This window comes from Streptomyces sp. Act143 (assembly GCF_003143935.1).
Taxonomy (GTDB): Bacteria; Actinomycetota; Actinomycetes; order Streptomycetales; family Streptomycetaceae; genus Streptomyces.
Genome location: NZ_QFRX01000001.1, coordinates 3,224,967 through 3,244,626, shown reverse-complemented (window position 1 = coordinate 3,244,626; position 19,660 = coordinate 3,224,967). Strand labels below are relative to the sequence as shown.

Here is a 19,660-nt window from a genome sequence, read left to right as displayed (position 1 = left end):
TGTGTAGCGGCCTAGCACGCCGCCCTCTCAAGGCGGTAGCGCCGGTTCGAATCCGGTCGGGGGTACGTAGAGGAAGGCCCTCCACTTCGGTGGGGGGCCTTCGCCGTTGCCGGTGGACCGGCGTCCGGCGGCCTACTCGAAGCCGTACCGCCGCGTCGACTCCTCCTCCTGGGCCAGCCGGTGCAGCGCCTGCAGCATCGGCTCGACGAGCACCACACCCAGCACCGCCACCTCCGCCTTCTCGGCCTCCGAGACATGCGACTCCATGAACTCCATGTCCAGCTCGGCCACTTGGTGCATCAGCCGGGCGTACGGCACCAGGGTCTCGGGACTCCATTCGTAGCCGAGCCGGCGCAGCGCCGCCGCCGCCACCACCAGGGAGCGGAAGGAGGGCGAGACGGATGTCATGGCCTGGGCGTTGGACCACCCCAGCGCCTTGAGCAGCCCCTCCATCGCGACCCGGGCGCCCTGGACGAACTCGTCGTCCTCGGCCGGCTCCGGCACCTGCGGCAGGGCCCACACCGCCGCGCCCAGGCGCATCGCGCGCGGCAGGGAGTCGTCGTCGACGTGCCCCAGCACCTCCTTGACCGTCGCCACCGGCACCCGGCCGACCTGGATCATCGCGCGGATCAGCTTCAGCCGGCGCAGATGCTCCTCGTCGTACTCGGCCGTGGTCGCGTTGATCTGGCGGCCGGGCGCCAACAGCCCTTCGCGCAGGTAGTACTTGATCGTCGCGGTGGACACCCCACTGCGCTCGCTCAGTTCAGCCAGCCGCATGCCTTGCGCCTTTCCTTGGGGAGTGCCACTATCCAAGCACCATTCAGAAGGATAGTGCCGCTATCCGACGAGGGAGCCATGGGGGAGCCGTGTTCGTGAAGCCGGTGCCGGGCCGTACGACCGCCGATGCCGAGGGGGACGTGGTGGTCCTGCTCATCGGGATGCGCATCAACCACTTCTGGGCGGTGCACCAGTGGGGGCTGGTGATGCTGTCGATGTTCCGCATGCTGGCGGAGCTCGCCAAGGACCCGAGCCGGGGGCTGCTGGGCAAGGTGATGCTGACGGCGTCGCCGCGGACGTACTACATCGTCCAGTACTGGGAGTCCAAGGAGAAGCTCTACGCCTACGCCCACTCGCCGGAGATGCTCCACCACCGCATCTGGGCCCTCCTCAACCGCAAGGAGCGGGACGGCAAGGTGAAGGGGCATGTGGGGATCTGGCACGAGGCCTATGTGGTGCCCGAGGGGTCGTACGAGGCGATCTACGGGGACATGCCCGCGTTCGGGCTCGCCGCGGCGCACGGACAGGTGCCGCTGGAGCGGCGGGGGCGGTACGCCAAGGACCGGTTCGCGCACCGGTCGGCGAAGGCGGCCGAGAAGGCCGGCTGACACGGGGGACCGGGGGAACGAAGGGGCCTGCCGCGGCGTTGAGGCAGGCCCCTTCGTCGATGTCCCGGTCCGGGGTCAGCCCGTGCGGCGCAGGGCCTCGGAGAGGCGGGCCGCGGCGTCGATGACGGCCTGGGCGTGCATACGGCCCGGGTGGCGGGTCAGGCGCTCGATGGGGCCGGAGACCGACACGGCGGCCACGACCCGGTTGGACGGACCGCGTACGGGCGCGGAGACGGAGGCGACGCCCGGCTCCCGCTCGCCGATCGACTGGGCCCAGCCGCGGCGCCGGACGCCCGAGAGGGCCGTCGCCGTGAAGCGGGCGCCCTGGAGGCCGCGGTGCAGGCGCTCCGGCTCCTCCCAGGCCATCAGGATCTGGGCGGAGGAGCCGGCCTTCATCGTGAGCGTCGAGCCGACCGGGACGGTGTCCCGCAGGCCGGACAGGCGCTCCGCCGCGGCGACGCAGATGCGCATGTCACCCTGGCGTCGGTAGAGCTGGGCGCTCTCGCCCGTGATGTCCCTGAGGTGGGTCAGGACCGGGCCCGCCGTGGCGAGGAGGCGGTCCTCGCCGGCCGCCGCGGCCAGTTCCGCGAGGCGCGGGCCGAGAATGAAACGGCCCTGCATGTCGCGCGCCACCATACGGTGGTGTTCCAAAGCCACGGCCAGCCGGTGGGCCGTGGGTCTTGCCAGTCCGGTGGCCGCCACAAGCCCCGCGAGGGTGGCCGGACCGGACTCCAGGGCGCTGAGGACAAGGGCTGCCTTGTCCAGAACGCCGACGCCGCTACTGTTGTCCATGAAACGATACTCACGTCTCACTCTGTGAAACGCAAGTTCCTTTTTTCGTGAGACGCGCAACCCTTGGATGCACAGCGGCCCGCGGACCAAACGGGCCTGGCGGCGGCTGCCCGGGAATCCAGGGGTGCGGGCGCCGCTTCCGGAAGATCTCTAGTTGGGCCGGCGCACCTTTTGCCGGCCGGAGGGAAAGCGATGGGTAGGACACTCGCGGAGAAGGTCTGGGACGACCACGTCGTCCGGCGCGCCGAGGGCGAGCCCGACCTCCTCTTCATCGATCTGCATCTGCTGCACGAGGTGACCAGCCCGCAGGCCTTCGACGGCCTCCGCAAGAGCGGTCGCCAGGTGCGCCGCCTCGACCTGACCATCGCCACCGAGGACCACAACACCCCCACCCTCGACATCGACAAGCCCATCGCCGACCCGGTCTCCCGGGTCCAGCTGGAGACGCTGCGCAAGAACGCCGCCGAGTTCGGGGTGCGGCTGCACCCGCTGGGCGACGTCGAGCAGGGCGTCGTGCATGTCGTCGGCCCACAGCTGGGTCTGACCCAGCCCGGCATGACGGTCGTCTGCGGCGACTCCCACACCTCCACGCACGGCGCCTTCGGCGGCCTGGCGTTCGGCATCGGCACCTCCCAGGTGGAGCACGTGCTGGCCACCCAGACGCTGCCGCTGGTGCGCCCGAAGACCATGGCCATCACGGTCAACGGCGAACTGCCCGAGGGCGTCACCGCCAAGGACCTGATCCTGGCGATCATCGCCAGGATCGGCACCGGCGGCGGCCAGGGCTACGTCCTGGAGTACCGCGGCTCCGCCATCGAGAAGCTCTCGATGGAGGCCCGGATGACGATCTGCAACATGTCGATCGAGGCCGGCGCCCGCGCGGGCATGATCGCCCCCGACCAGACCACCTTCGACTACCTGGAGGGCCGTCCGCACGCCCCCAAGGGCGAGGACTGGGACGCGGCCGTCGCGTACTGGAAGACCCTGAAGACGGACGAGGACGCCGAGTTCGACGCCGAGGTCGTCATCGAGGCCGCCGAACTGTCGCCGTTCGTCACCTGGGGCACCAACCCCGGCCAGGGCGCGCCGCTTTCGGCGGACGTCCCCGATCCCGCTTCGTACGAAGACGCTTCGGAGCGCCTCGCCGCCGAAAAGGCCCTGGAGTACATGGGGTTGGAGGCCGGCCAGCCGCTGCGCTCCATCAAGGTGGACACCGTCTTCGTAGGTTCGTGCACCAACGGCCGTATCGAGGACCTGCGCGCCGCCGCCGAGCTCCTCAAGGGCCGCAAAGTCGCCGACGGGGTACGGATGCTGGTGGTCCCGGGCTCCGCGCGGGTCGGTCTGCAGGCCGTGTCCGAGGGCCTGGACGTCGTCTTCAAGGAGGCCGGCGCCGAATGGCGGCACGCGGGCTGCTCGATGTGTCTGGGCATGAACCCGGACCAGCTGGCGCCCGGTGAGCGCTCCGCGTCCACCTCCAACCGCAACTTCGAGGGACGGCAGGGCAAGGGCGGCCGTACGCACCTGGTCTCGCCGCAGGTCGCCGCCGCGACCGCCGTGCTGGGCCACCTGGCCTCGCCCGCCGACCTGTCCGACGCCCCTGTCGCCGCTGGAGTCTGATCAGTCATGGAAGCATTCACCACCCACACCGGCCGGGCCGTCCCGCTGCGCCGCAGCAACGTCGACACCGACCAGATCATCCCTGCTCACTGGCTCAAGAAGGTCACGCGGGACGGGTTCGAGGACGGGCTGTTCGAGGCCTGGCGCAAGGACGAGACGTTCATCCTCAACCAGCCCGAGCGCAAGGGCGCCACGGTCCTGGTCGCCGGCCCCGACTTCGGCACCGGCTCCTCCCGTGAGCACGCCGTGTGGGCGCTGCAGAACTACGGCTTCAAGGCCGTCATCTCCTCCCGGTTCGCCGACATCTTCCGCGGCAACTCGCTCAAGAACGGCCTGCTCACGGTCGTTCTGGACCAGAAGATCGTGGACGCGCTCTGGGAGCTGACCGAGGCCGACCCCGAGGCCGAGGTCACGGTCGACCTGGAGAGCCGCGAGGTGCGCGCCGAGGGCATCACCGCGAGCTTCGAGCTGGACGAGAACTCCCGCTGGCGGCTGCTGAACGGGCTGGACGACATCTCCATCACCCTCCAGAACGAGGCCGACATCGCCGCGTACGAGACCAAGCGGCCCTCGTTCAAGCCGCGGACGCTCGAGGTCTGACCACGAGGCGGTCGCGACGCAACTGAACAGGTCGAGTTTCGGCCACCGAACACCCCCCGCTGTACCCCCGATCAGCCCGATCGGGGGTACAGCCGTGTCTGCACCCGATCGGCCCTGCGCGTGCCCGAAACGCTTCTCAACTTCCCACGTTAGACGGGGTGTTGCAGGGGTACGCGAATGTTGTGGCGGTGGCTTCGGCGCGCGCCCGGAAGGCTGTTTGAGGCGGCAGTTGCACCCTGAGCGGGCGACAACTCGCCCCAGATGGCACAATCTGTGCATGGAACACGACGGCCAACTCGAGCTCTATGCGGCAGTCGCGGACCAACTCAAGGAAGCGCACACAACAGTGCGCGCACTGCAAGTCCCGGAGGGCGTACGGATGGCGCTGACCCGGAAGCTGCTGGTCATTACGGCCGCGGCCAAGCACGATCTCGCCGATGCGGCAAGGCGTCTGGAGGCCTTCACGGCGGACCTCGACGCGGGTCGATTCCCCGAAGAGGACCGCTGAACAAGTCCGAGACAGCCGAACCCGTTGCGGCACAAGGGTGATAAGCCCGTTTCGTGTTTGATTTGCGGTATATATCTGCCTAACGTGCGAAAAAGCCTGAACAGTTTCGTTCGGGCGATGTCTCCGAGGGGAAGACGTGAACAAGGCGCAGCTCGTAGAAGCGATTGCCGACAAGGTCGGTGGCCGTCAGCAGGCCGCCGACGCGGTCGACGCGGTCCTGGACGCCATCGTCCGCGCGACCGTGGCGGGGGACCGGGTCTCGGTCACCGGCTTCGGTTCGTTCGAGAAGGTCGACCGCCCGGCCCGGTACGCCCGCAACCCCCAGACGGGCGAGCGGGTTCGGGTCAAGAAGACCTCCGTCCCGCGGTTCCGCGCGGGCCAGGGCTTCAAGGACCTGGTGAGCGGCACGAAGAAGCTCCCGAAGAACGACGTCGCGGTCAAGAAGGCCCCCAAGGGCAGCCTGACCGGCGGTGCTTCCGCCACGGTCAAGAAGGCGGCCGCCAAGAAGGCCACCACCGCCAAGACCACCGCCGCCGCGAAGAAGACCACGGCGAAGAAGACGACCGCCAAGAAGACCACGGCGGCCGCGAAGAAGACCACGGCGAAGAAGACGACGGCCAAGAAGACCACGGGCGCCGCCAAGACCACCGCCGCCGCGAAGAAGACCACCGCCAAGAAGGCGACGGCCAAGAAGGCCCCGGCGAAGAAGGCGACGGCCAAGAAGGCCCCCGCCAAGAAGTCGACGGCCCGCAAGACCACCGCCAAGAAGACCACCGCCCGCAAGAGGTAAGGGCGCAGCGGTACTCACGCGCCGGGCCGGACTCCGTTGTGGAGTCCGGCCCGCGGCGCGTTCTCGGCGTTGAGCGAGGTCAGAAGGTCTGCAGGGTGACGAGGGTGATCTTGCTGTCCTCCAGCTCGATCCGCACCCGCTGCCCGGGCCGCAGCAGCCTCAGCCCGCCCGCGTCGAACGCCGGCGCCTCGAAGGGGAGGGGGGTGCCGTCGTCGAGCAGCACGCTGCCGGTCCGGGTTCGGTCGTCGTAGGTGAATGCGGTGGCCTGCATGGTCGCAGCCTAGTGCCCGGGCACCGGCCCCAGGAGCTGTGCCGCCACCGCCGTCGTGCGGGGCCCCACCCCCAGTGCCAGCGCCGCCCGCAGGTCGTCCCCGGTGTCCACGTCCTGCCGTACCGAATCCACCCCGGCGAGCTCCAGCTCCGCCGCCCCCGAGGCCCGATGCCTGGCCCGGGAATCCGTTCCGAAAGCCGGGCGCAATTCCTGACCCGCGCGGACCGCCAGCAGCGTCGTGCCGATCTCGGCCGCGTCCGGCAGAAAAGCGCGCGGGAATTCCGCGGCCGCGTCCAGGACCCGCGCCAATTCCAGGGGGCGCAGGGCCGGCAGATCGGCGTTCAGGGCTGCCAGTGCGCTTTCGGGGCGCGCTGCCCGTACGGCCCCCGCCCCGTACGCCAGCGCCGCGTTCAGACCGCCTCGCGGCTCGTCGGGGACGATCCGGGCCCCCAGGGCGGCCAGCTCGCGGCCGGCCAGGGCGTCGTCCGTGACGACTGCCACATCCCCGACCACGGGACAGGCCAGCGCGGCCGCCACCGTGTCCTGCGCGAACGCCAGGGCGAGCCCCGGGCGCAGCCCGTCCGCCGCGGTGTCCGAGAGCCTGCTCTTGGCCCGCTCCAGGGGTTTCAGGGGTATGACCAAGGTCCACTGCACAGGCGTTCCGTCCCTCTCTTGTCGCGGTCATTGTCACTCAGCCGTCACCTCGGCCATCTGGCGGTCGTCGCAGCGGGGCGTACGGTGTTCTCGACAGACCGGCGGCCTGGGGCGACACTTGTGCGGCCCTGAAGGCCCCTAGAGGAAGGTGTCCGCGTGCCCCGCCGCAGAATCGGCTTCTGGTACCGCTTGGCAGCGGTGATCGCCAAACCGCCGCTGGTGGTTCTGATCAAGCGGGACTGGCGCGGAATGGAGAACATTCCGGCTGATGGCGGATTTATCACCGCGGTGAACCACAATTCGCACATCGATCCCTTCGCGTACGCGCACTTTCAGTACAACACCGGCCGCGTTCCGCGATTCCTCGCGAAGAGCGGACTTTTCAAGAAGGGATTCGTCGGTGCCTTCATGCGCGGCACCGGTCAGATCCCCGTCTACCGCGAGACCACGGACGCGCTGAGCGCCTTCCGGGCCGCGATCGACGCCGTGGAGCGCGGCGAGTGCGTCGCGTTCTACCCCGAGGGCACCATCACCCGGGACCCCGCCCAGTGGCCGATGACCGGCAAGACCGGTGCCGCGCGGGTGGCCCTGCAGACCAAGTGCCCGGTGATCCCGGTCGCGCAGTGGGGCGCCAACGAGCTGCTGCCGCCGTACGCCAAGAAGCCCAACCTCCGTCCGCGCAAGACCTCGCAGGTGCTCGCCGGCCCGCCCGTGGACCTGTCGGCGTTCTACGACAAGGAGATGACCCCGGAACTCCTGAAGGAGGCCACCGAGGTCATCATGGCCGCCATCACCCACCAGCTGGAGCAGATCCGCGGTGAGAAGGCGCCCGCCACGCCCTACGACCCGCGCCAGGAGCGGATCGAGCAGCGCCGACGGAGCCAGGCCGAGGCCGGCCACGAGGAGGAGAGCGCCAAGTGAGCAAGCCCGTCAAGGCGGCTGTCTTCGGTACCGGATCGTGGGGCACCGCCTTCGGCATGGTCCTCGCCGACGCGGGCTGCGAGGTCACGCTGTGGGGCCGCCGCGCCGAACTCGCGGACGCGGTCAACTCCACGCGTACCAACCCGGACTACCTCCCCGGCGTCGAACTCCCGGTGAACCTGCGGGCGACGACGGACGCCGCCGAGGCCGCGCGCGACGCCGACTTCACCGTCCTCGCCGTCCCCTCGCAGACGTTGCGCGGGAACCTCGCCGAGTGGGTGCCGCTGCTCGCGCCGGACACCGTCCTCGTGTCGTTGATGAAGGGCGTCGAACTCGGCTCCGCGATGCGGATGAGCGAGGTGATCGAGGACGTCGCCAAGGTGGGACGGAACCGCATCGCCGTGGTCACCGGACCCAACCTGGCGCGCGAGATCGCCGCCCGGATGCCGGCCGCCGCGGTGGTCGCGTGCCGGGACGAGGCGGTCGCCCAGAAGCTCCAGTCCGCCTGCCACACCCCGTACTTCAGGCCGTACACCGAGACGGACGTGGTCGGTTGCGAGCTCGGCGGCGCGGTGAAGAACGTCATCGGGCTCGCCGTCGGCATCGCGGACGGCATGGGGCTCGGCGACAACGCCAAGGGCTCGCTCATCACGCGCGGCCTCGCCGAGACCGCGCGGCTCGGGGTGGCGCTCGGCGCCGATCCGCTCACGTTCGCCGGACTCGCCGGTCTCGGCGACCTGGTGGCGACCTGTTCCTCGCCGCTCTCGCGCAACCACACCTTCGGCACCAACCTCGGCAAGGGCATGACCCTCCAGGAGACCATCGCGGTCACCAAGCAGACCGCCGAGGGCGTCAAGTCCTGTGAGTCCGTGCTGGATCTGGCCCGCAGGCACGGCGTCGACATGCCGATCACCGAGACGGTGGTCGCGATCGTGCACGAGGGCAAGCCTCCGGTGGTCGCCGTCAAGGAGCTGATGTCGCGCAGCGCGAAGCCCGAACGACGCTGAGCGACGCGGGTGGAGGCACGCTGTATCGGGGCTCTACCAACGGGTACTCTCAACGCGATATGAGCACCGAGAACCTCCCCCAGAGCCCTGAGCAGCCGTCTCGCAAGCCGCGCGTGGCCGTCGTGTTCGGCGGGCGCAGCTCCGAACACGGGATCTCCGTGGTCACCGCCGGCGCCGTCCTGAAGGCCATCGACCGGACCAAGTACGACGTCCTGCCGATCGGCATCACCCAGGACGGCCGTTGGGCGCTCACCGCCGACGAGCCGGACCGCATGGCGATCACCGAGCGCCGTACGCCCAACGTCGACGAGCTGGCCGAGTCGCACGAGGGCGGCGTGGTGCTCCCCGTGGACCCCGCGAACCGCGAAGTCGTGTACAGCGAACCGGGATCGGTGCCCAAGGCGCTCGGCGAGGTCGACGTCGTCTTCCCCGTCCTGCACGGCCCCTACGGCGAGGACGGCACCCTCCAGGGCCTGCTGGAGCTCTCCGGTGTCCCGTACGTCGGCTCGGGCGTGCTCGCCTCGGCCGTCGGCCAGGACAAGGAGTACATGAAGCGGGTGTTCACCTCCTTCGGGCTCAAGGTCGGCCCGTACGTGGTGATCCGGCCGCGTGAGTGGGAGCAGGACACCTCCGCCGCGCGCAAGAAGATCGTCGACTTCGCCGGTGAGCACGGCTGGCCGCTGTTCGTGAAGCCCGCGCGCGCGGGTTCGTCGATCGGCATCACCAAGGTCGACGACCTGTCCGGGCTCGACGAGGCGATCGAGGAGGCCCAGCGGCACGACCCGAAGATCCTCGTCGAGGCGGCGCTGCGCGGCCGCGAGATCGAGTGCGGCGTCCTGGAGTTCGAGGACGGCCCGCGTGCCTCGGTCCCGGCCGAGATCCCGCCGCCGGACGCGCACGCGTACTACGACTTCGAGGCCAAGTACATCGACTCCACCCCGGGGATCGTGCCGGCGCCGCTGACGCCGGAGGAGACCGCCGAGGTGCGGCGGCTCGCCGTGGACGCCTTCGACGCGGCCTCCTGCGAAGGGCTGGTCCGCGCGGACTTCTTCCTCACCGAGGACGGCGAGTTCGTGATCAACGAGATCAACACGATGCCCGGCTTCACGCCGATCTCGATGTACCCGCAGATGTGGCAGGCGAGCGGGATCGGCTACGCGGAGCTGGTGGACCGGCTGGTCCAGGCGGCGTTGCGCAGGTCGACCGGCCTGCGCTGACCCCGCGCCGGTCCCCGGTGCTGCTCTAGTCGGCGATCCCTTCGGGGATCGCCTTCTTGATGGGCGCGGCCAGGTCCACCAGGGCCGCGGCGCCGTCGTCGGTGCGGTTCTTCGGGATCGTCACCTCGACATACGCGGTGCGCAGGGTCGTGGTGAACCGGAACGCCCCGTCGCCCTGCTTCTCCAGCAGCCACCCGACCCCGTTGACCTCGGCACCGTCGGCCTCCGGATCGGTCATCTTCGCGGGTTTGGCGACACCGCACCGCAGTATGATCGCCGGGTCGCCCCAGCCCGCCGTCAGCTCGGAAGCGGGCTCGGGGTCACGGCGGTCCTGGCCGTCGACCTCCGACGGCAGCTCCCGGTCCAGCTCCTGGCAGAGCTTCGTGACCTTCGTGCCCGGCGAGGGAACCGCCGCCGACGCGCTGTCGTCTGCAGATGAGCAGCCCGCGGCGGTGATCAGCAGGGCGAGGGCGGGAAGACCGATGAGCCGGTGACGGAAAGAGTTCACCGGCCAAGGGTAGACGGGGGCTACAGATGGACGACCGGGCAGGTCAGGGTGCGCGTGATGCCGTCCACTTGCTGGACCTTCGCGACCACCATCCGACCCAGGTCGTCCACGGTGTCGGCCTGCGCTCGCACGATCACGTCATAAGGTCCTGTCACGTCCTCGGCCTGGATCACTCCAGGAATCTTGCTGATCGTCTCGGCGACGGTCGACGCTTTGCCGACCTCCGTCTGGATCAGGATGTACGCCTGTACCACGGAACCTCCAGGGCGGCCACGAGGATCATGTGGGGAAAAGGAACGCCACGGTATCGCGTCGCCGCTCGCCGCGGGGAGACCTGTGGGGACGTGGACGCCCGCGCCGGGGTGCAGGGACGACAGAAGTTGACGGTCACCTCGACCGTATCGAGGACACTGGTCACGCGCGACCGGGCACGGCAAGGGACAGAAGGGGCGAAAGGTCGATGAAGGGCACTGTTGGTGAGCTCGGGGAGTTCGGGCTCATCAGGGAGCTCACCTCCCGTCTCACCACCACGCCGGCGGTCCGGGTCGGCCCCGGCGACGACGCCGCGGTGGTGGCCGCTCCCGACCGCCGGGTCGTGGCGAGCACCGACATCCTCCTGGAGGGGCGGCACTTCCGCCGGGACTGGTCCACCGCCTACGACGTGGGCCGCAAGGCCGCCGCGCAGAACCTCGCGGACATCGCCGCCATGGGCGCCGTACCGACGGCTCTGCTGCTCGGGCTGGTCGTCCCGGCCGAACTCCCGGTGACGTGGCCGTCCGAGCTCATGGACGGGCTCAGGGACGAGTGCCAGGTGGCGGGCGCGTCGGTGGTGGGCGGGGACGTCGTACGCGGGGACACGATCATGGTGTCCATCACCGCGCTCGGCGATCTGCGCAACCAGGAGCCCGTCACGCGGGCCGGCGCGCAGCCCGGCGACCTCGTCGCGGTGACCGGCTGGCTGGGCTGGTCCGCGGCCGGGTATGCGGTGCTCTCCCGGGGTTTCCGCTCGCCGCGGGCCTTCGTGGAGGCGCACCGGCGCCCCGAGCCGCCGTATCACGCGGGACCGGCGGCGGCCGGCCTGGGCGCGACGGCCATGTGCGACGTGAGCGACGGGCTGATCGCCGATCTCGGGCACATCGCCGAGGCCAGTAAGGTCCGCATCGACATCCGCTCCGGCGCGATCGACATCCCCTCCCAGATGAACGACATCGGTCAGGCCGTCGGCGTCGACCCCATGCAGTGGGTGCTGAGCGGGGGAGAGGACCACGCGATCGTGGCGACCTTCCCGCCGGACGTGAAGCTCCCGGCCCGCTGGAAGGTCATCGGCGAGGTCCTCAACCCCTCGGCGCTGCCCCAGGTGACGGTCGACGGGGCGCCCTGGACGAGCAAGGGCGGCTGGGACCACTTCGGGGACATCGAGTCGTGACGTCTTCGGGCGCGCCGCCCAGGGTCCTCACGGTCGCCGGCTCCGACTCCGGCGGAGGTGCCGGAATCCAGGCCGACTTGAAGACGATGCTCGCGCTCGGCGTGCACGGCATGAGCGTCGTCGCGGCCGTCACCGCGCAGAACTCCCTGGGCGTGCAAGGGGCTTGGCCGCTGCCCGTGGAGGCGGTGCGGGCCCAGTACCGCAGCGTCGTCGACGACATCGGCGTACAGGCCGTGAAGACCGGCATGCTGGCCTCGGCCGAACTGGTGGAGGAGGTGGCCGAGTTGCTCGCCGCGACGGACGCCCCCGCGGTCGTCGACCCGGTCGGCGTGTCCAAGCACGGCGACTCGTTGCTGGCCGCGTCCGCGCTGGAGTCGGTGCGCACGCGGCTGCTCCCGGCGGCGACCGTGGCGACCCCGAACCTCGACGAGGTGGCGCAACTGGCGGGGGTGCGGGCGGAGTCCGAGGAGGACCTGCGGCGGGCCGCCGAGGCCGTGCTGGCGTACGGCCCGCGGTGGGTGCTCATCAAGGGCGGTCACCTCACCGGGGACGCGGTCGATCTGCTGACCGACGGGTCCGAGGAGCACTGGCTGCGGGCGCCGCGGTACGACAACCGGCACACGCACGGCACCGGCTGCACGCTCGCGTCCGCGATCGCCTCGGAACTCGCCAAGGGGCGGTCCGTGCCGGAGGCGGTCGCGGCGGCCAAGGAGTACGTCACCGGGGCGATCAGGGCCGGGTTCGCACTCGGCGGCGGGATCGGGCCGGTCGATCATGGATGGCGGTTCCGGTAGGCGTCGTCCTCCCGGGGTGTATTCCGGGCAGTGCCCCGACCGTCTTCTGGGCCGTCTTCCGGGCCGTCTTCCGGGTACGGCAAAAAGCCGGTCCACCGAGGTGGACCGGCTCTGTGCAGCGAACCAGCAGTGGCCGCGCGCTTAGCTGTGCGTCAGCGCGAGACCTTGCCGGCCTTGATGCACGAGGTGCAAGCGTTCACGCGCTTCGGCGTCCCGCCGACCACAGTACGGACGCGCTGGATGTTCGGGTTCCAGCGACGGGACGTACGGCGGTGCGAGTGCGAGATGTTGTTGCCGAAGCCCGGCCCCTTGCCGCAGACGTCGCAGTTGGCAGCCACGGGTCACTCCAAAGACTTCAGATGCACTTACGGTTGAATCCCGGCAAGCCGGGATCGAGATCGTAGGATCAGAGATCTGAGTGGCGCTGCCAGGGGAATGGCCCGATCGGATCGGGCAACCGGAGCAGCATACAACGACTGCGCCAGTAGAACGAAACTACCATGGCTGCTCAGGGCCCTGCTCCCGGCCCTCTTCCGGCGGACACCTTTCCGGGGTCTACGCTGCGTCCACGTCCAGCAGTCCAAGGAGGCGCAGGTGGCGCAGGTGCCGCAGACATTCTTCGATGCTCTCGCGGTGCGCACCTGGTGCGGTCTCGCGCTGGAGGCGCTCGGGCGGGCGCGCGAGGAGATCGACGCGATCAATGTCTATCCGGTGGCCGACGGCGACACCGGGACGAACCTGTACCTGACGGTCGAGTCGACGGTGACCGCCGTCGAGGCCGTGTTCACCGCCTACGACGAGGGCGGCAAGCCCTCCCTGGCCGACGCCGCCCGCGCGATGGCGCACGGCGCCCTCATAGGCGCCCGCGGGAACTCCGGGACGATCCTCGCCCAGCTGCTGCGCGGCATGGCGCAGGTCCTCGCCGACGACAGTGAGGCGCCTCACACCGACGGCTCCGGTCTCCGCCTCGCCCTGCGGCGCGCCGCCGACTCCGCCCGCGAGGCCGTGGCCCACCCGGTGGAGGGCACGGTCCTGTCCGTTGCCTCGGCCGCCGCCGACGCGGTCGAGGGCAGCCTGGGCGACTGCGGGGCGGTCGCGCGGGCCGCCTACGAAGCGGCACGGGCGGCACTCGCGGCGACCCCGGGGCAGCTGGCCGTCCTGGAGCGGGCCGGGGTGGTCGACGCCGGGGGGCGGGGGCTGGTGGCGGTGCTGGGGGCGCTGGTGGAGACCTTCACGGGGGAGGCGCCGAGGGCGGTGCCGGGATCGGCGGTCGCTTCCGCGTACGCGCGCGTGGACGCCGTTTCCGGCGCGGCGCCCGCGCCCACCGTCGACGAGTGCGCCGACGGCCCCGCGGAGGACGGCGGGCCCGCCTTCGAGGTGATCTACCTCCTGGAGGCCGAGGACGCGGCCGTGGCGCGGCTGAAAACCCGGCTCGACGCCCTCGGGGACTCCCTGGTCGTCGTCGGCGGCGACGGGCTGTGGAACGTGCACGTGCACGTCGACGACGCGGGCGCGGCCGTCGAGGCGGGCGTCGAGGCCGGGCGGCCGTACCGGATCCGGATCACGCACTTCGGGGTCGGTGACGTGCACACGCGCGGGGGCGAGCGGCCGCCGCGCGAACGGGTGCAGCGGGCCGTCGTCGCCGTCGTGCCGGGCGAGGGCCTGGCCGGGCTCTACACCGAGGCCGGCGCCACCACCGTGCTCGCGCGCCCCGGGGAGCCGCCCGCGAGCGGAGAACTCGTCGAGGCCGTACGACGGGCCCACGCGCGTGAGGTCGTGCTGCTGCCCAACGACGCCGACCTGCGCCACACCGCGGCCGCCGCGGCCGAGCAGGCCCGCACCGAGGGCATCCGGGTCGCGCTGATCCCGACGCGCTCCGCGGTCCAGGGCATCGCCGCGCTCGCCGTGCACGAGCCCGAGCGCCGCTTCGACGAGGACGTCGTGTCGATGACCTCGGCCGCCGGCGCCACCCGCTACGCCGAGATCGCCGTCGCCGAACGCCAGTCCTGGACGCTCGCCGGCATCTGCGAGGCGGGTGACATCCTCGGCCTCATCGACGGCGACGTCGCGGTGATCGGCTCGGACGTCACCGCCGCCGCCGAGACCGTCCTGGACCGCATGCTGTCGGCCGGCGGCGAGCTCGTGACGCTGGTCCTCGGCGACGACGCCCCCGAGTCCATCGCCGACCACCTCGAAGCACGCGTGCGCGAGGCGTACCTCGCCGTCGACACGGTGGTGTACCGGGGCGGACGGCAGGGCGCGCTGCTCCTCATCGGCGTCGAGTAGCCGCCCCCTGCTCGGGACGTGCCGCTAGTCCTCCAGCACCTGGAGCATCTGCTCCGCCTCCGCGCGCCGGGCCTGTGCCGTCTCGTCCGGCGCGCTGCCGTCGTACGCGTCGTGGCCCTCGTACGACTCATTCGCCCCGCGGGCCTCGTACGCCTCGTACGCCGCCAGCACCGCACGCGCGCGGGCCGCCGCGCGGTCCGGGCGGCTGAGGTCGGCCTCCAGCCAGCCCGCGGCGAGCTCGGCGCCGGTGCGGCTGTGCAGGGCCCCGTCGCCGAGGGAGGCGAACACCACGATGGCCTCGGTCATCTGGGCCAGGGCGTCCTCCAGGGCGGCCTGGATCGTCTCGTCCTCGGCGTCCTCGGCGGCCGAACGGGCGAGCAGGTCGCCGTACTGCCGGTGGGTGTCCCCGAGTTCGGCGACCAGCCGCTGCCGGGCCTCGTCGTCCACGGAGTCCGCGCCCAGCGCCTCCCCGCACTCCCGCACCGCCTCCGCCATCAGCTCCCGGGCCTCGTCCTGCCCGCCCTCCGCGCGCAGCGCCAGCCACGCGCGGGCGCGCAGCGAGCGGACCAGACCGTGCACGTCACCGAGCGCGCGCCACAGCTCACCCGCGCGCGCGTACGCCCGATCGGCCTCCTCGGGCAGCTCCGCCTGGCCGAGGGACTCGCCGGCCAGGTGGGCCAGCGTGGCGTGGTCCTGCTGTTCGGGCCACTCCCGGGCGAGCTCGGCGGCCCGGAGGCGGTACTCGGCGGCCTCACGGTGCTCACCCAGCTCGCTCAGGCAGTCGCCCAGCCACCACTGCGCCTGGACCACCGCGCCGTCGCCGTGCGTCTCGACGCTCAGGTCGGGCAGCGCCGACTCCAGCACCTCCGCCGCCTCGGCCCACCGGCCCTGCCGCAGCAGGAACCCGCCGAGCAGATGCCGAGCCCACGCGCCGAGCGTCGGTCCGGCCCCGGCCTCGTCGGCCCAGTGCGCCGCCTCCAGGGCCTGCTCGGCGGCCTCCTCCGGCTGCCCCGTGCCGCCCAGCACCTCGGCGAGCTGGAGGTGCAGCTGGGCGTGTCCCGTGGCCTCCAGGTACGGCCCGCCGTGCTCCAGGGCCGCCCGTAACGCCCGCTCGGCCTGCGGGATGTCGCCGAGATGGTGCGCGAGCCCGGCCAGCCGGGCCTGGTACTCCACCGCGAACCAGGGCAGCCCCGCCGCCACGAATCCCTCCGCCGCGCGCGCGAACAGCCCGGCCGCCTTCGGCAGGTCGCCGGCGTGCGCCGCCAGCTCCGCGAGCATCGCCCGCGCCTCCGCGGCCCGCGCACCCAGCCGTACGTCGTCCCCGGCCCGCCCGCCGACCAGCGCGAGCACCTCCCGCGCGGCGGCCTCCGCGTCGGCGAGGACCCGGGCCTCCGGGGCGCCCGCCTCCTCGGCGACCTGCACCCGCCGCAGCAGGATCCGCGCCCGCCCCATCAGCACCGACGCCGTCTGCCGTACGCCGGTGCCGTCGTCGGCGTACAGGGCGAGCGCCTCGTCGTACGGTCCCGCGACCGCCGCGAGCGCCTCGTCCACGTCACCGGCGAGGGCCCGCATGAACGCCCCACGCGTGCGCGCCGCCAGGGCCTCTCCGGGGTCGCCCGCCTGCGCGTACAGCTCGGCGGCGCGCTCGAACAGGTCGATGCCCTCGGGGCCGAGGTCCATCGCCCGGTGGTCGGCGATCTCCGCCTGATCGCGCGGGTCGAGTTCGACGCCCTCCGCCGCCCGCGCGACCTCCGCCCACGCCTCCACGGCGTTCGGCTGGAGGCCGTCCGACAGGCGGCGGGCCTCGGCGATCAGGGCGGTGAGGCCGGGGCGGCCGGTCTCCGGCGCGGCGGGCGGAGGAGGGGGGATGGGCGTGGTCGTCGGGCGGGCCGAGCGCACGCCCAACGGCAGCCGTTCCACCAACGGTTCCTGCGCCATACGCGTGCGTGCCCGGTCGCTGACGTAGGTCGTGCCGTTGCGCAGGTCGAACCGGCCGGCCAGCTCCAGGGCCTCCGCACGCGCGTGTGCGGCGAGTTCGGCGGCCGTCCAGGACCGGCCCGCCGGTCCCGGGACCTGCCGGTCGCCCAGGCCGAGCGCGGTCAGCCGGTCCATGAGCAGCGCCACCACGCTCAGGAACTCCAGCTTGCTGCGCGGATGCCCGGTGTCCGTGAAGTACGCGGGGCGCTCGGCGAGCAGTTCCAGGCCGCGTGCCTCGTTGCCGGTCAGCGCGCAGAACTCCACGTGGAGCGCGTACGCGGTGCGCATGCTCTCCATGGTCCGCACCAGCCGGAAACCCCGCAGATGGTGGGCGCGCGCCTCGTCCAGGCGGTTCAGGCGCAGCAGCGGCACCAGGGAGGACGCGAGGACCGCGTGCGGCTCGTGGGCGCAGGTGAACTCGCCCTCCAGGACCGGCGCCCACAGCCGGAGCGCCTCGCCGTCCCGGCCCTGCTCGGCCCGCCACCAGCCCTGCCCGTTCAGCTCGCACGCGTGGCAGTCGGCCATGGCGTCCCGGTCGGCGGCCAGCCACGCGGTGAACGCCCGCTCCGCGCGCGTGATGTCACCGACATGCGCGGCGACGGTGAACTCGACGCTGCGCACCGCCCGTTCGGAGTGCCCGGCGAGCCGGTAGCGGTGCTCCATCTCGCCGAGCCACTTCTCTATCGAGGCGAGCGGGATGTGCGGCTGGTCGAGCATGCCGGACGACATCCACTTGAAGACCCAGTGCAGCGAGTGCGTCTCGTACTCGTCGAAGTCCTCGGGCCGCTCGTCCCACATGCGCAGCAGGCGCGCGAACGGGACGAACATCTTGTCCTTCTCGGAGCTGTAGTTGTAGACCTTCAGCTGGTGCCCGAGAGCTTCGATGACGGCGAGCGGGATGTTCAGCTTCTCCGCCTCGGCCAGCAGCTGCTCCGCGCGCGCGTTGCGGGCGGGACCCTCCGGCTGCTCGCCGTTCTCCGCCATCGCCCGGCGGAGTGCGTCGAAGTCCGTGATCTCCCCCATCAGTGCCCCTCCTCGCCGTTCGTGGCCCACTCCAGCAGGCCGATGAAGGCCCGGTTCAGCAGCGCCGAGTCCGCGGGCCTGAGCGGCCGCTGCGCCATCAGCAGCGCCTGCCCGTACAGGGACTCCGTGGCGGTGCCGATCAGTTCCGGTCCGCGCAGCGAACTGATCCGCCGGATCAGCGGGTTGAGGTGGTTGAGCACCAGACGCGCGCGCGGGGCGGTGCCGCGCAGCGAGCCGAGGATGCCCGCCCACAGGTCGTCCGCCTGCGCCTCGGCGTCGGCGCGGGCCTGCTCGTGGCGGGCCGCGCGGTCGTCCAGGTGCAGCGCGGGCACGGTGAGCGGGTGGAAGGCGCGCAGCACGACATCGCAGCCCAGCGGGTCGAGCGTGGCCCGCGCGGCGGCCAGGAAGCCGGCCAGCGCCAGTTCCTCCGCCGGGTCGACGGCGTCCAGATGCGCGGTCACGGTGTCCGCGTCCAGCTCCGCCACCGCCGTCCCCGGCCGCACCGAGGGCAGCGCCTGGACCAGGTCGCCGTCGTAGGTGTAACCGCCGTTGACCACCCCGATGCCCTGCGCGGACGCGATCGGCGCGACCTGCCGGAACTCCTCGACGGTCCGCGTGAAGTGCACGACCGGGTGCCGCCGCGCGAACTCCTCCAGGGACAGCTGCCCGTCGGTCGTCTCGAACGGCAGCCACGGCAGCATCGTGCGCAGCATCTCCGCGTCGTGCCGCGCCAGCGCCTTCACCCCCAGGTGGTGCACCGACAGGAACGCCGCCAGCCGCTCCGGGTCCCCGGCCGCGAGCCCGGTCAGCCAGGACCGGACGCGCTCGCCGAGCGCCTCCCGCACCGCGGCCAGCGTCTCGTCCTCGTACAGCGCCTCGCGCGAGGCCGTCGGCCGCAGGCTGTCGGTGTCGAGCACGCACCGCACGAAGAACGCCCAGTCCGGCAGCAGCTGTTCGGCCCGCTCGGTCAGCAGCATGCCCTTGAGGTGGACGCGATGCGTGGCCCGCTGCGCCGGACTGACCGCCGACGGCAGGACGTACGCCACCCCGCGGACGCCCGCCAGCGGCACGTTCAGCTCGATCGAGTCCAGCGGAGTGAACCCGAACAGGTCGTGGCAGTGCCGCGCCAGGGCCACCCTCCGGCCGGCGGGGGAGGGGTACGACCGGTCCCAGGGCGCGGGCAGATCGGTGACCGCCTCGCCGTTCACGCGTACGTCGTACGGCAGCAGCGCGCCGAAGTCCCGCGCGAGCCGCAGGACCTGCTCCGGCGCCAGCCACTCCCCGGCCCCCGCCCGCGCCGTCAGGTGCACGGTGGTGCCGGGCTCGGGCCGGGCCTCGGGCGCCAGGGTGCGCACGGTGTACGACCCGTCGTCGCTCGCCGTCCACTCCACCGGTGCCGCGTCCGGCGTACGGGCGCTGCGGCTGACGACCCGGATCCGCTCGGCCACCACGAAACAGGCGAGCAGCCCGATGCCGAACTGCCCGAGGAAGTCGGACCGCACCTCCTGGATGCCCTCGGCCCGCTTCGAACTGCGGCCGATGGTCGCCAGCAGGTCGTGCACGTCCGTCTCGGTGAGCCCCACACCGGAGTCCTCGACCCGCAGGGTGCCGCCCTCGGCGTACAGCCGCACCGTCGCCGGGGCGCCCGGCTGTCCGGCCCGCCGGGCGGTGATGGCGTCCACGGCGTTCTGGAGCAGCTCGCGGAGGTAGACCTTGGGACTGGAGTAGAGGTGGTGGGAGAGCAGGTCCACCAGACCGCGCAGGTCGACCTGGAAGGTGTGCGGTGACGGGGAAGCCTGGGATGCCTGTGAGGTCTGGGAGTCCATCGCAACGGCGCCGTGGGCGGGGGACGGTCTACGGCGCGGGGTCGGGCGGTCCCGGTGG

At 71.9% G+C, this 19,660-nt stretch carries 20 protein-coding genes and 1 tRNA gene; 12 read left to right on the top strand and 9 right to left on the bottom strand.

Annotated elements, in window-relative coordinates:
* Window positions 1–62, top strand: a tRNA-Glu gene (locus tag DI272_RS14400).
* A gap of 70 nt (window positions 63–132) precedes the next feature.
* Here DI272_RS14400 and DI272_RS14395 read toward each other — a convergent pair.
* Window positions 133–777 carry a MerR family transcriptional regulator gene (locus tag DI272_RS14395; RefSeq protein WP_109495764.1) on the bottom strand — a complete coding sequence of 215 codons (645 nt, stop codon included), beginning with the start codon at window positions 775–777 and terminating at the stop codon, window positions 133–135.
* Window positions 778–866: 89 nt separating this feature from the next.
* On the opposite strand from DI272_RS14395, the gene DI272_RS14390 reads away from it, so the two are divergent.
* The gene (locus tag DI272_RS14390; RefSeq protein WP_109495763.1) at window positions 867–1,385 is read left to right on the top strand and encodes a DUF4188 domain-containing protein; all 519 of its coding nucleotides are present in this window, start codon (window positions 867–869) and stop codon (window positions 1,383–1,385) included.
* A gap of 75 nt (window positions 1,386–1,460) precedes the next feature.
* On the opposite strand, the gene ndgR is transcribed toward DI272_RS14390, so the two are convergent.
* Window positions 1,461–2,177 (bottom strand): IclR family transcriptional regulator NdgR, encoded by a 717-nt coding sequence (gene ndgR / locus DI272_RS14385; protein ID WP_007384919.1) that lies wholly within the window; start codon window positions 2,175–2,177, stop codon window positions 1,461–1,463.
* Window positions 2,178–2,369: 192 nt separating this feature from the next.
* Here ndgR and leuC point away from each other — a divergent pair, with 192 nt between their 5' ends.
* From leuC to DI272_RS14365, 4 genes are all read left to right on the top strand, one after another.
* The gene (leuC, locus tag DI272_RS14380; RefSeq protein ID WP_109495762.1) at window positions 2,370–3,794 is read left to right on the top strand and encodes a 3-isopropylmalate dehydratase large subunit; all 1,425 of its coding nucleotides are present in this window, start codon (window positions 2,370–2,372) and stop codon (window positions 3,792–3,794) included.
* 6 nt (window positions 3,795–3,800) lie between these two features.
* A complete protein-coding gene (gene leuD, locus DI272_RS14375) occupies window positions 3,801–4,394 on the top strand; it encodes a 3-isopropylmalate dehydratase small subunit (protein WP_109495761.1) in 594 nt (197 codons plus the stop codon).
* Between the two features lie 277 nt (window positions 4,395–4,671).
* Complete coding sequence (locus DI272_RS14370; RefSeq protein WP_109495760.1) at window positions 4,672–4,902, top strand: hypothetical protein; 231 nt, start codon at window positions 4,672–4,674, stop codon at window positions 4,900–4,902.
* Window positions 4,903–5,038: 136 nt separating this feature from the next.
* Window positions 5,039–5,692, top strand: a complete 654-nt coding sequence (locus DI272_RS14365) for an HU family DNA-binding protein (RefSeq protein WP_109495759.1) — start codon at window positions 5,039–5,041, stop codon at window positions 5,690–5,692.
* Window positions 5,693–5,771: 79 nt separating this feature from the next.
* Here DI272_RS14365 and DI272_RS14360 read toward each other — a convergent pair whose 3' ends face one another.
* Both DI272_RS14360 and cofC read right to left on the bottom strand, forming a co-directional pair.
* Window positions 5,772–5,963: a hypothetical protein gene (locus tag DI272_RS14360; RefSeq protein ID WP_109495758.1), complete on the bottom strand. Its 192-nt coding sequence runs from the start codon at window positions 5,961–5,963 to the stop codon at window positions 5,772–5,774.
* A 9-nt stretch (window positions 5,964–5,972) separates the two neighbouring features.
* On the bottom strand, window positions 5,973–6,617 hold the full coding sequence (gene cofC / locus DI272_RS14355) for a 2-phospho-L-lactate guanylyltransferase (protein WP_109495757.1): 645 nt from the start codon (window positions 6,615–6,617) through the stop codon (window positions 5,973–5,975).
* 156 nt (window positions 6,618–6,773) lie between these two features.
* Here cofC and DI272_RS14350 point away from each other — a divergent pair, with 156 nt between their 5' ends.
* Genes DI272_RS14350 through DI272_RS14340 form a run of 3 tightly spaced genes read left to right on the top strand, consistent with a single transcriptional unit; the run spans window position 6,774 to window position 9,762 of the window.
* Window positions 6,774–7,538, top strand: a complete 765-nt coding sequence (locus tag DI272_RS14350; protein ID WP_109495756.1) for a 1-acyl-sn-glycerol-3-phosphate acyltransferase — start codon at window positions 6,774–6,776, stop codon at window positions 7,536–7,538.
* Entirely contained in the window at window positions 7,535–8,545 is a 1,011-nt protein-coding gene (locus DI272_RS14345; protein WP_109495755.1) for an NAD(P)H-dependent glycerol-3-phosphate dehydrogenase, read from the top strand. Before DI272_RS14350 ends, DI272_RS14345 begins: the two co-directional genes overlap by 4 nt.
* A gap of 59 nt (window positions 8,546–8,604) precedes the next feature.
* Window positions 8,605–9,762, top strand: a complete 1,158-nt coding sequence (locus DI272_RS14340) for a D-alanine--D-alanine ligase family protein (protein ID WP_109495754.1) — start codon at window positions 8,605–8,607, stop codon at window positions 9,760–9,762.
* A gap of 25 nt (window positions 9,763–9,787) precedes the next feature.
* On the opposite strand, the gene DI272_RS14335 is transcribed toward DI272_RS14340, so the two are convergent.
* Both DI272_RS14335 and DI272_RS14330 read right to left on the bottom strand, forming a co-directional pair.
* Complete coding sequence (locus DI272_RS14335; protein WP_109495753.1) at window positions 9,788–10,270, bottom strand: DUF3515 domain-containing protein; 483 nt, start codon at window positions 10,268–10,270, stop codon at window positions 9,788–9,790.
* Between the two features lie 20 nt (window positions 10,271–10,290).
* A complete protein-coding gene (locus DI272_RS14330) occupies window positions 10,291–10,524 on the bottom strand; it encodes an Lrp/AsnC family transcriptional regulator (RefSeq protein ID WP_003997603.1) in 234 nt (77 codons plus the stop codon).
* Between the two features lie 206 nt (window positions 10,525–10,730).
* Between DI272_RS14330 and DI272_RS14325 the strand changes: the two genes are divergently transcribed.
* Together DI272_RS14325 and thiD are read left to right on the top strand one after the other, a co-directional pair.
* A complete protein-coding gene (locus tag DI272_RS14325; RefSeq protein WP_109495752.1) occupies window positions 10,731–11,696 on the top strand; it encodes a thiamine-phosphate kinase in 966 nt (321 codons plus the stop codon).
* Window positions 11,693–12,490: a bifunctional hydroxymethylpyrimidine kinase/phosphomethylpyrimidine kinase gene (gene thiD, locus DI272_RS14320; protein WP_109495751.1), complete on the top strand. Its 798-nt coding sequence runs from the start codon at window positions 11,693–11,695 to the stop codon at window positions 12,488–12,490. The genes DI272_RS14325 and thiD overlap by 4 nt, the downstream gene beginning before the upstream one ends.
* Window positions 12,491–12,642: 152 nt before the next feature.
* Here the strand turns inward: thiD and rpmB are convergent, their stop codons facing one another.
* Window positions 12,643–12,828, bottom strand: coding sequence for a 50S ribosomal protein L28 (gene rpmB, locus DI272_RS14315; protein ID WP_003993230.1), 186 nt, complete (start codon window positions 12,826–12,828; stop codon window positions 12,643–12,645).
* Between the two features lie 256 nt (window positions 12,829–13,084).
* Between rpmB and DI272_RS14310 the strand changes: the two genes are divergently transcribed.
* Window positions 13,085–14,776, top strand: a complete 1,692-nt coding sequence (locus tag DI272_RS14310; RefSeq protein WP_109495750.1) for a DAK2 domain-containing protein — start codon at window positions 13,085–13,087, stop codon at window positions 14,774–14,776.
* A gap of 24 nt (window positions 14,777–14,800) precedes the next feature.
* Here DI272_RS14310 and DI272_RS14305 read toward each other — a convergent pair whose 3' ends face one another.
* Window positions 14,801–17,776, bottom strand: a complete 2,976-nt coding sequence (locus DI272_RS14305) for a tetratricopeptide repeat protein (RefSeq protein WP_109495749.1) — start codon at window positions 17,774–17,776, stop codon at window positions 14,801–14,803.
* A complete protein-coding gene (locus tag DI272_RS14300) occupies window positions 17,776–19,602 on the bottom strand; it encodes an HSP90 family protein (protein ID WP_109495748.1) in 1,827 nt (608 codons plus the stop codon). The genes DI272_RS14305 and DI272_RS14300 overlap by 1 nt, the downstream gene beginning before the upstream one ends.
* Between the last annotated feature and the right edge of the window lie 58 nt (window positions 19,603–19,660).

What these genes read in the sequence shown, in the direction of transcription:
- DI272_RS14395 (WP_109495764.1), bottom strand. Translation starts at nt 777, where the DNA reads ATGCGGCTGGCTGAACTGAGCGAGCGCAGTGGGGTGTCCACCGCGACG.
- ndgR (WP_007384919.1), bottom strand. Translation starts at nt 2,177, where the DNA reads ATGGACAACAGTAGCGGCGTCGGCGTTCTGGACAAGGCAGCCCTTGTC.
- leuC (WP_109495762.1), top strand. Translation starts at nt 2,370, where the DNA reads ATGGGTAGGACACTCGCGGAGAAGGTCTGGGACGACCACGTCGTCCGG.
- leuD (WP_109495761.1), top strand. Translation starts at nt 3,801, where the DNA reads ATGGAAGCATTCACCACCCACACCGGCCGGGCCGTCCCGCTGCGCCGC.
- DI272_RS14370 (WP_109495760.1), top strand. Translation starts at nt 4,672, where the DNA reads ATGGAACACGACGGCCAACTCGAGCTCTATGCGGCAGTCGCGGACCAA.
- DI272_RS14360 (WP_109495758.1), bottom strand. Translation starts at nt 5,963, where the DNA reads ATGCAGGCCACCGCATTCACCTACGACGACCGAACCCGGACCGGCAGC.
- DI272_RS14340 (WP_109495754.1), top strand. Translation starts at nt 8,605, where the DNA reads ATGAGCACCGAGAACCTCCCCCAGAGCCCTGAGCAGCCGTCTCGCAAG.
- DI272_RS14325 (WP_109495752.1), top strand. Translation starts at nt 10,731, where the DNA reads ATGAAGGGCACTGTTGGTGAGCTCGGGGAGTTCGGGCTCATCAGGGAG.
- DI272_RS14305 (WP_109495749.1), bottom strand. Translation starts at nt 17,776, where the DNA reads ATGGGGGAGATCACGGACTTCGACGCACTCCGCCGGGCGATGGCGGAG.
- DI272_RS14300 (WP_109495748.1), bottom strand. Translation starts at nt 19,602, where the DNA reads ATGGACTCCCAGACCTCACAGGCATCCCAGGCTTCCCCGTCACCGCAC.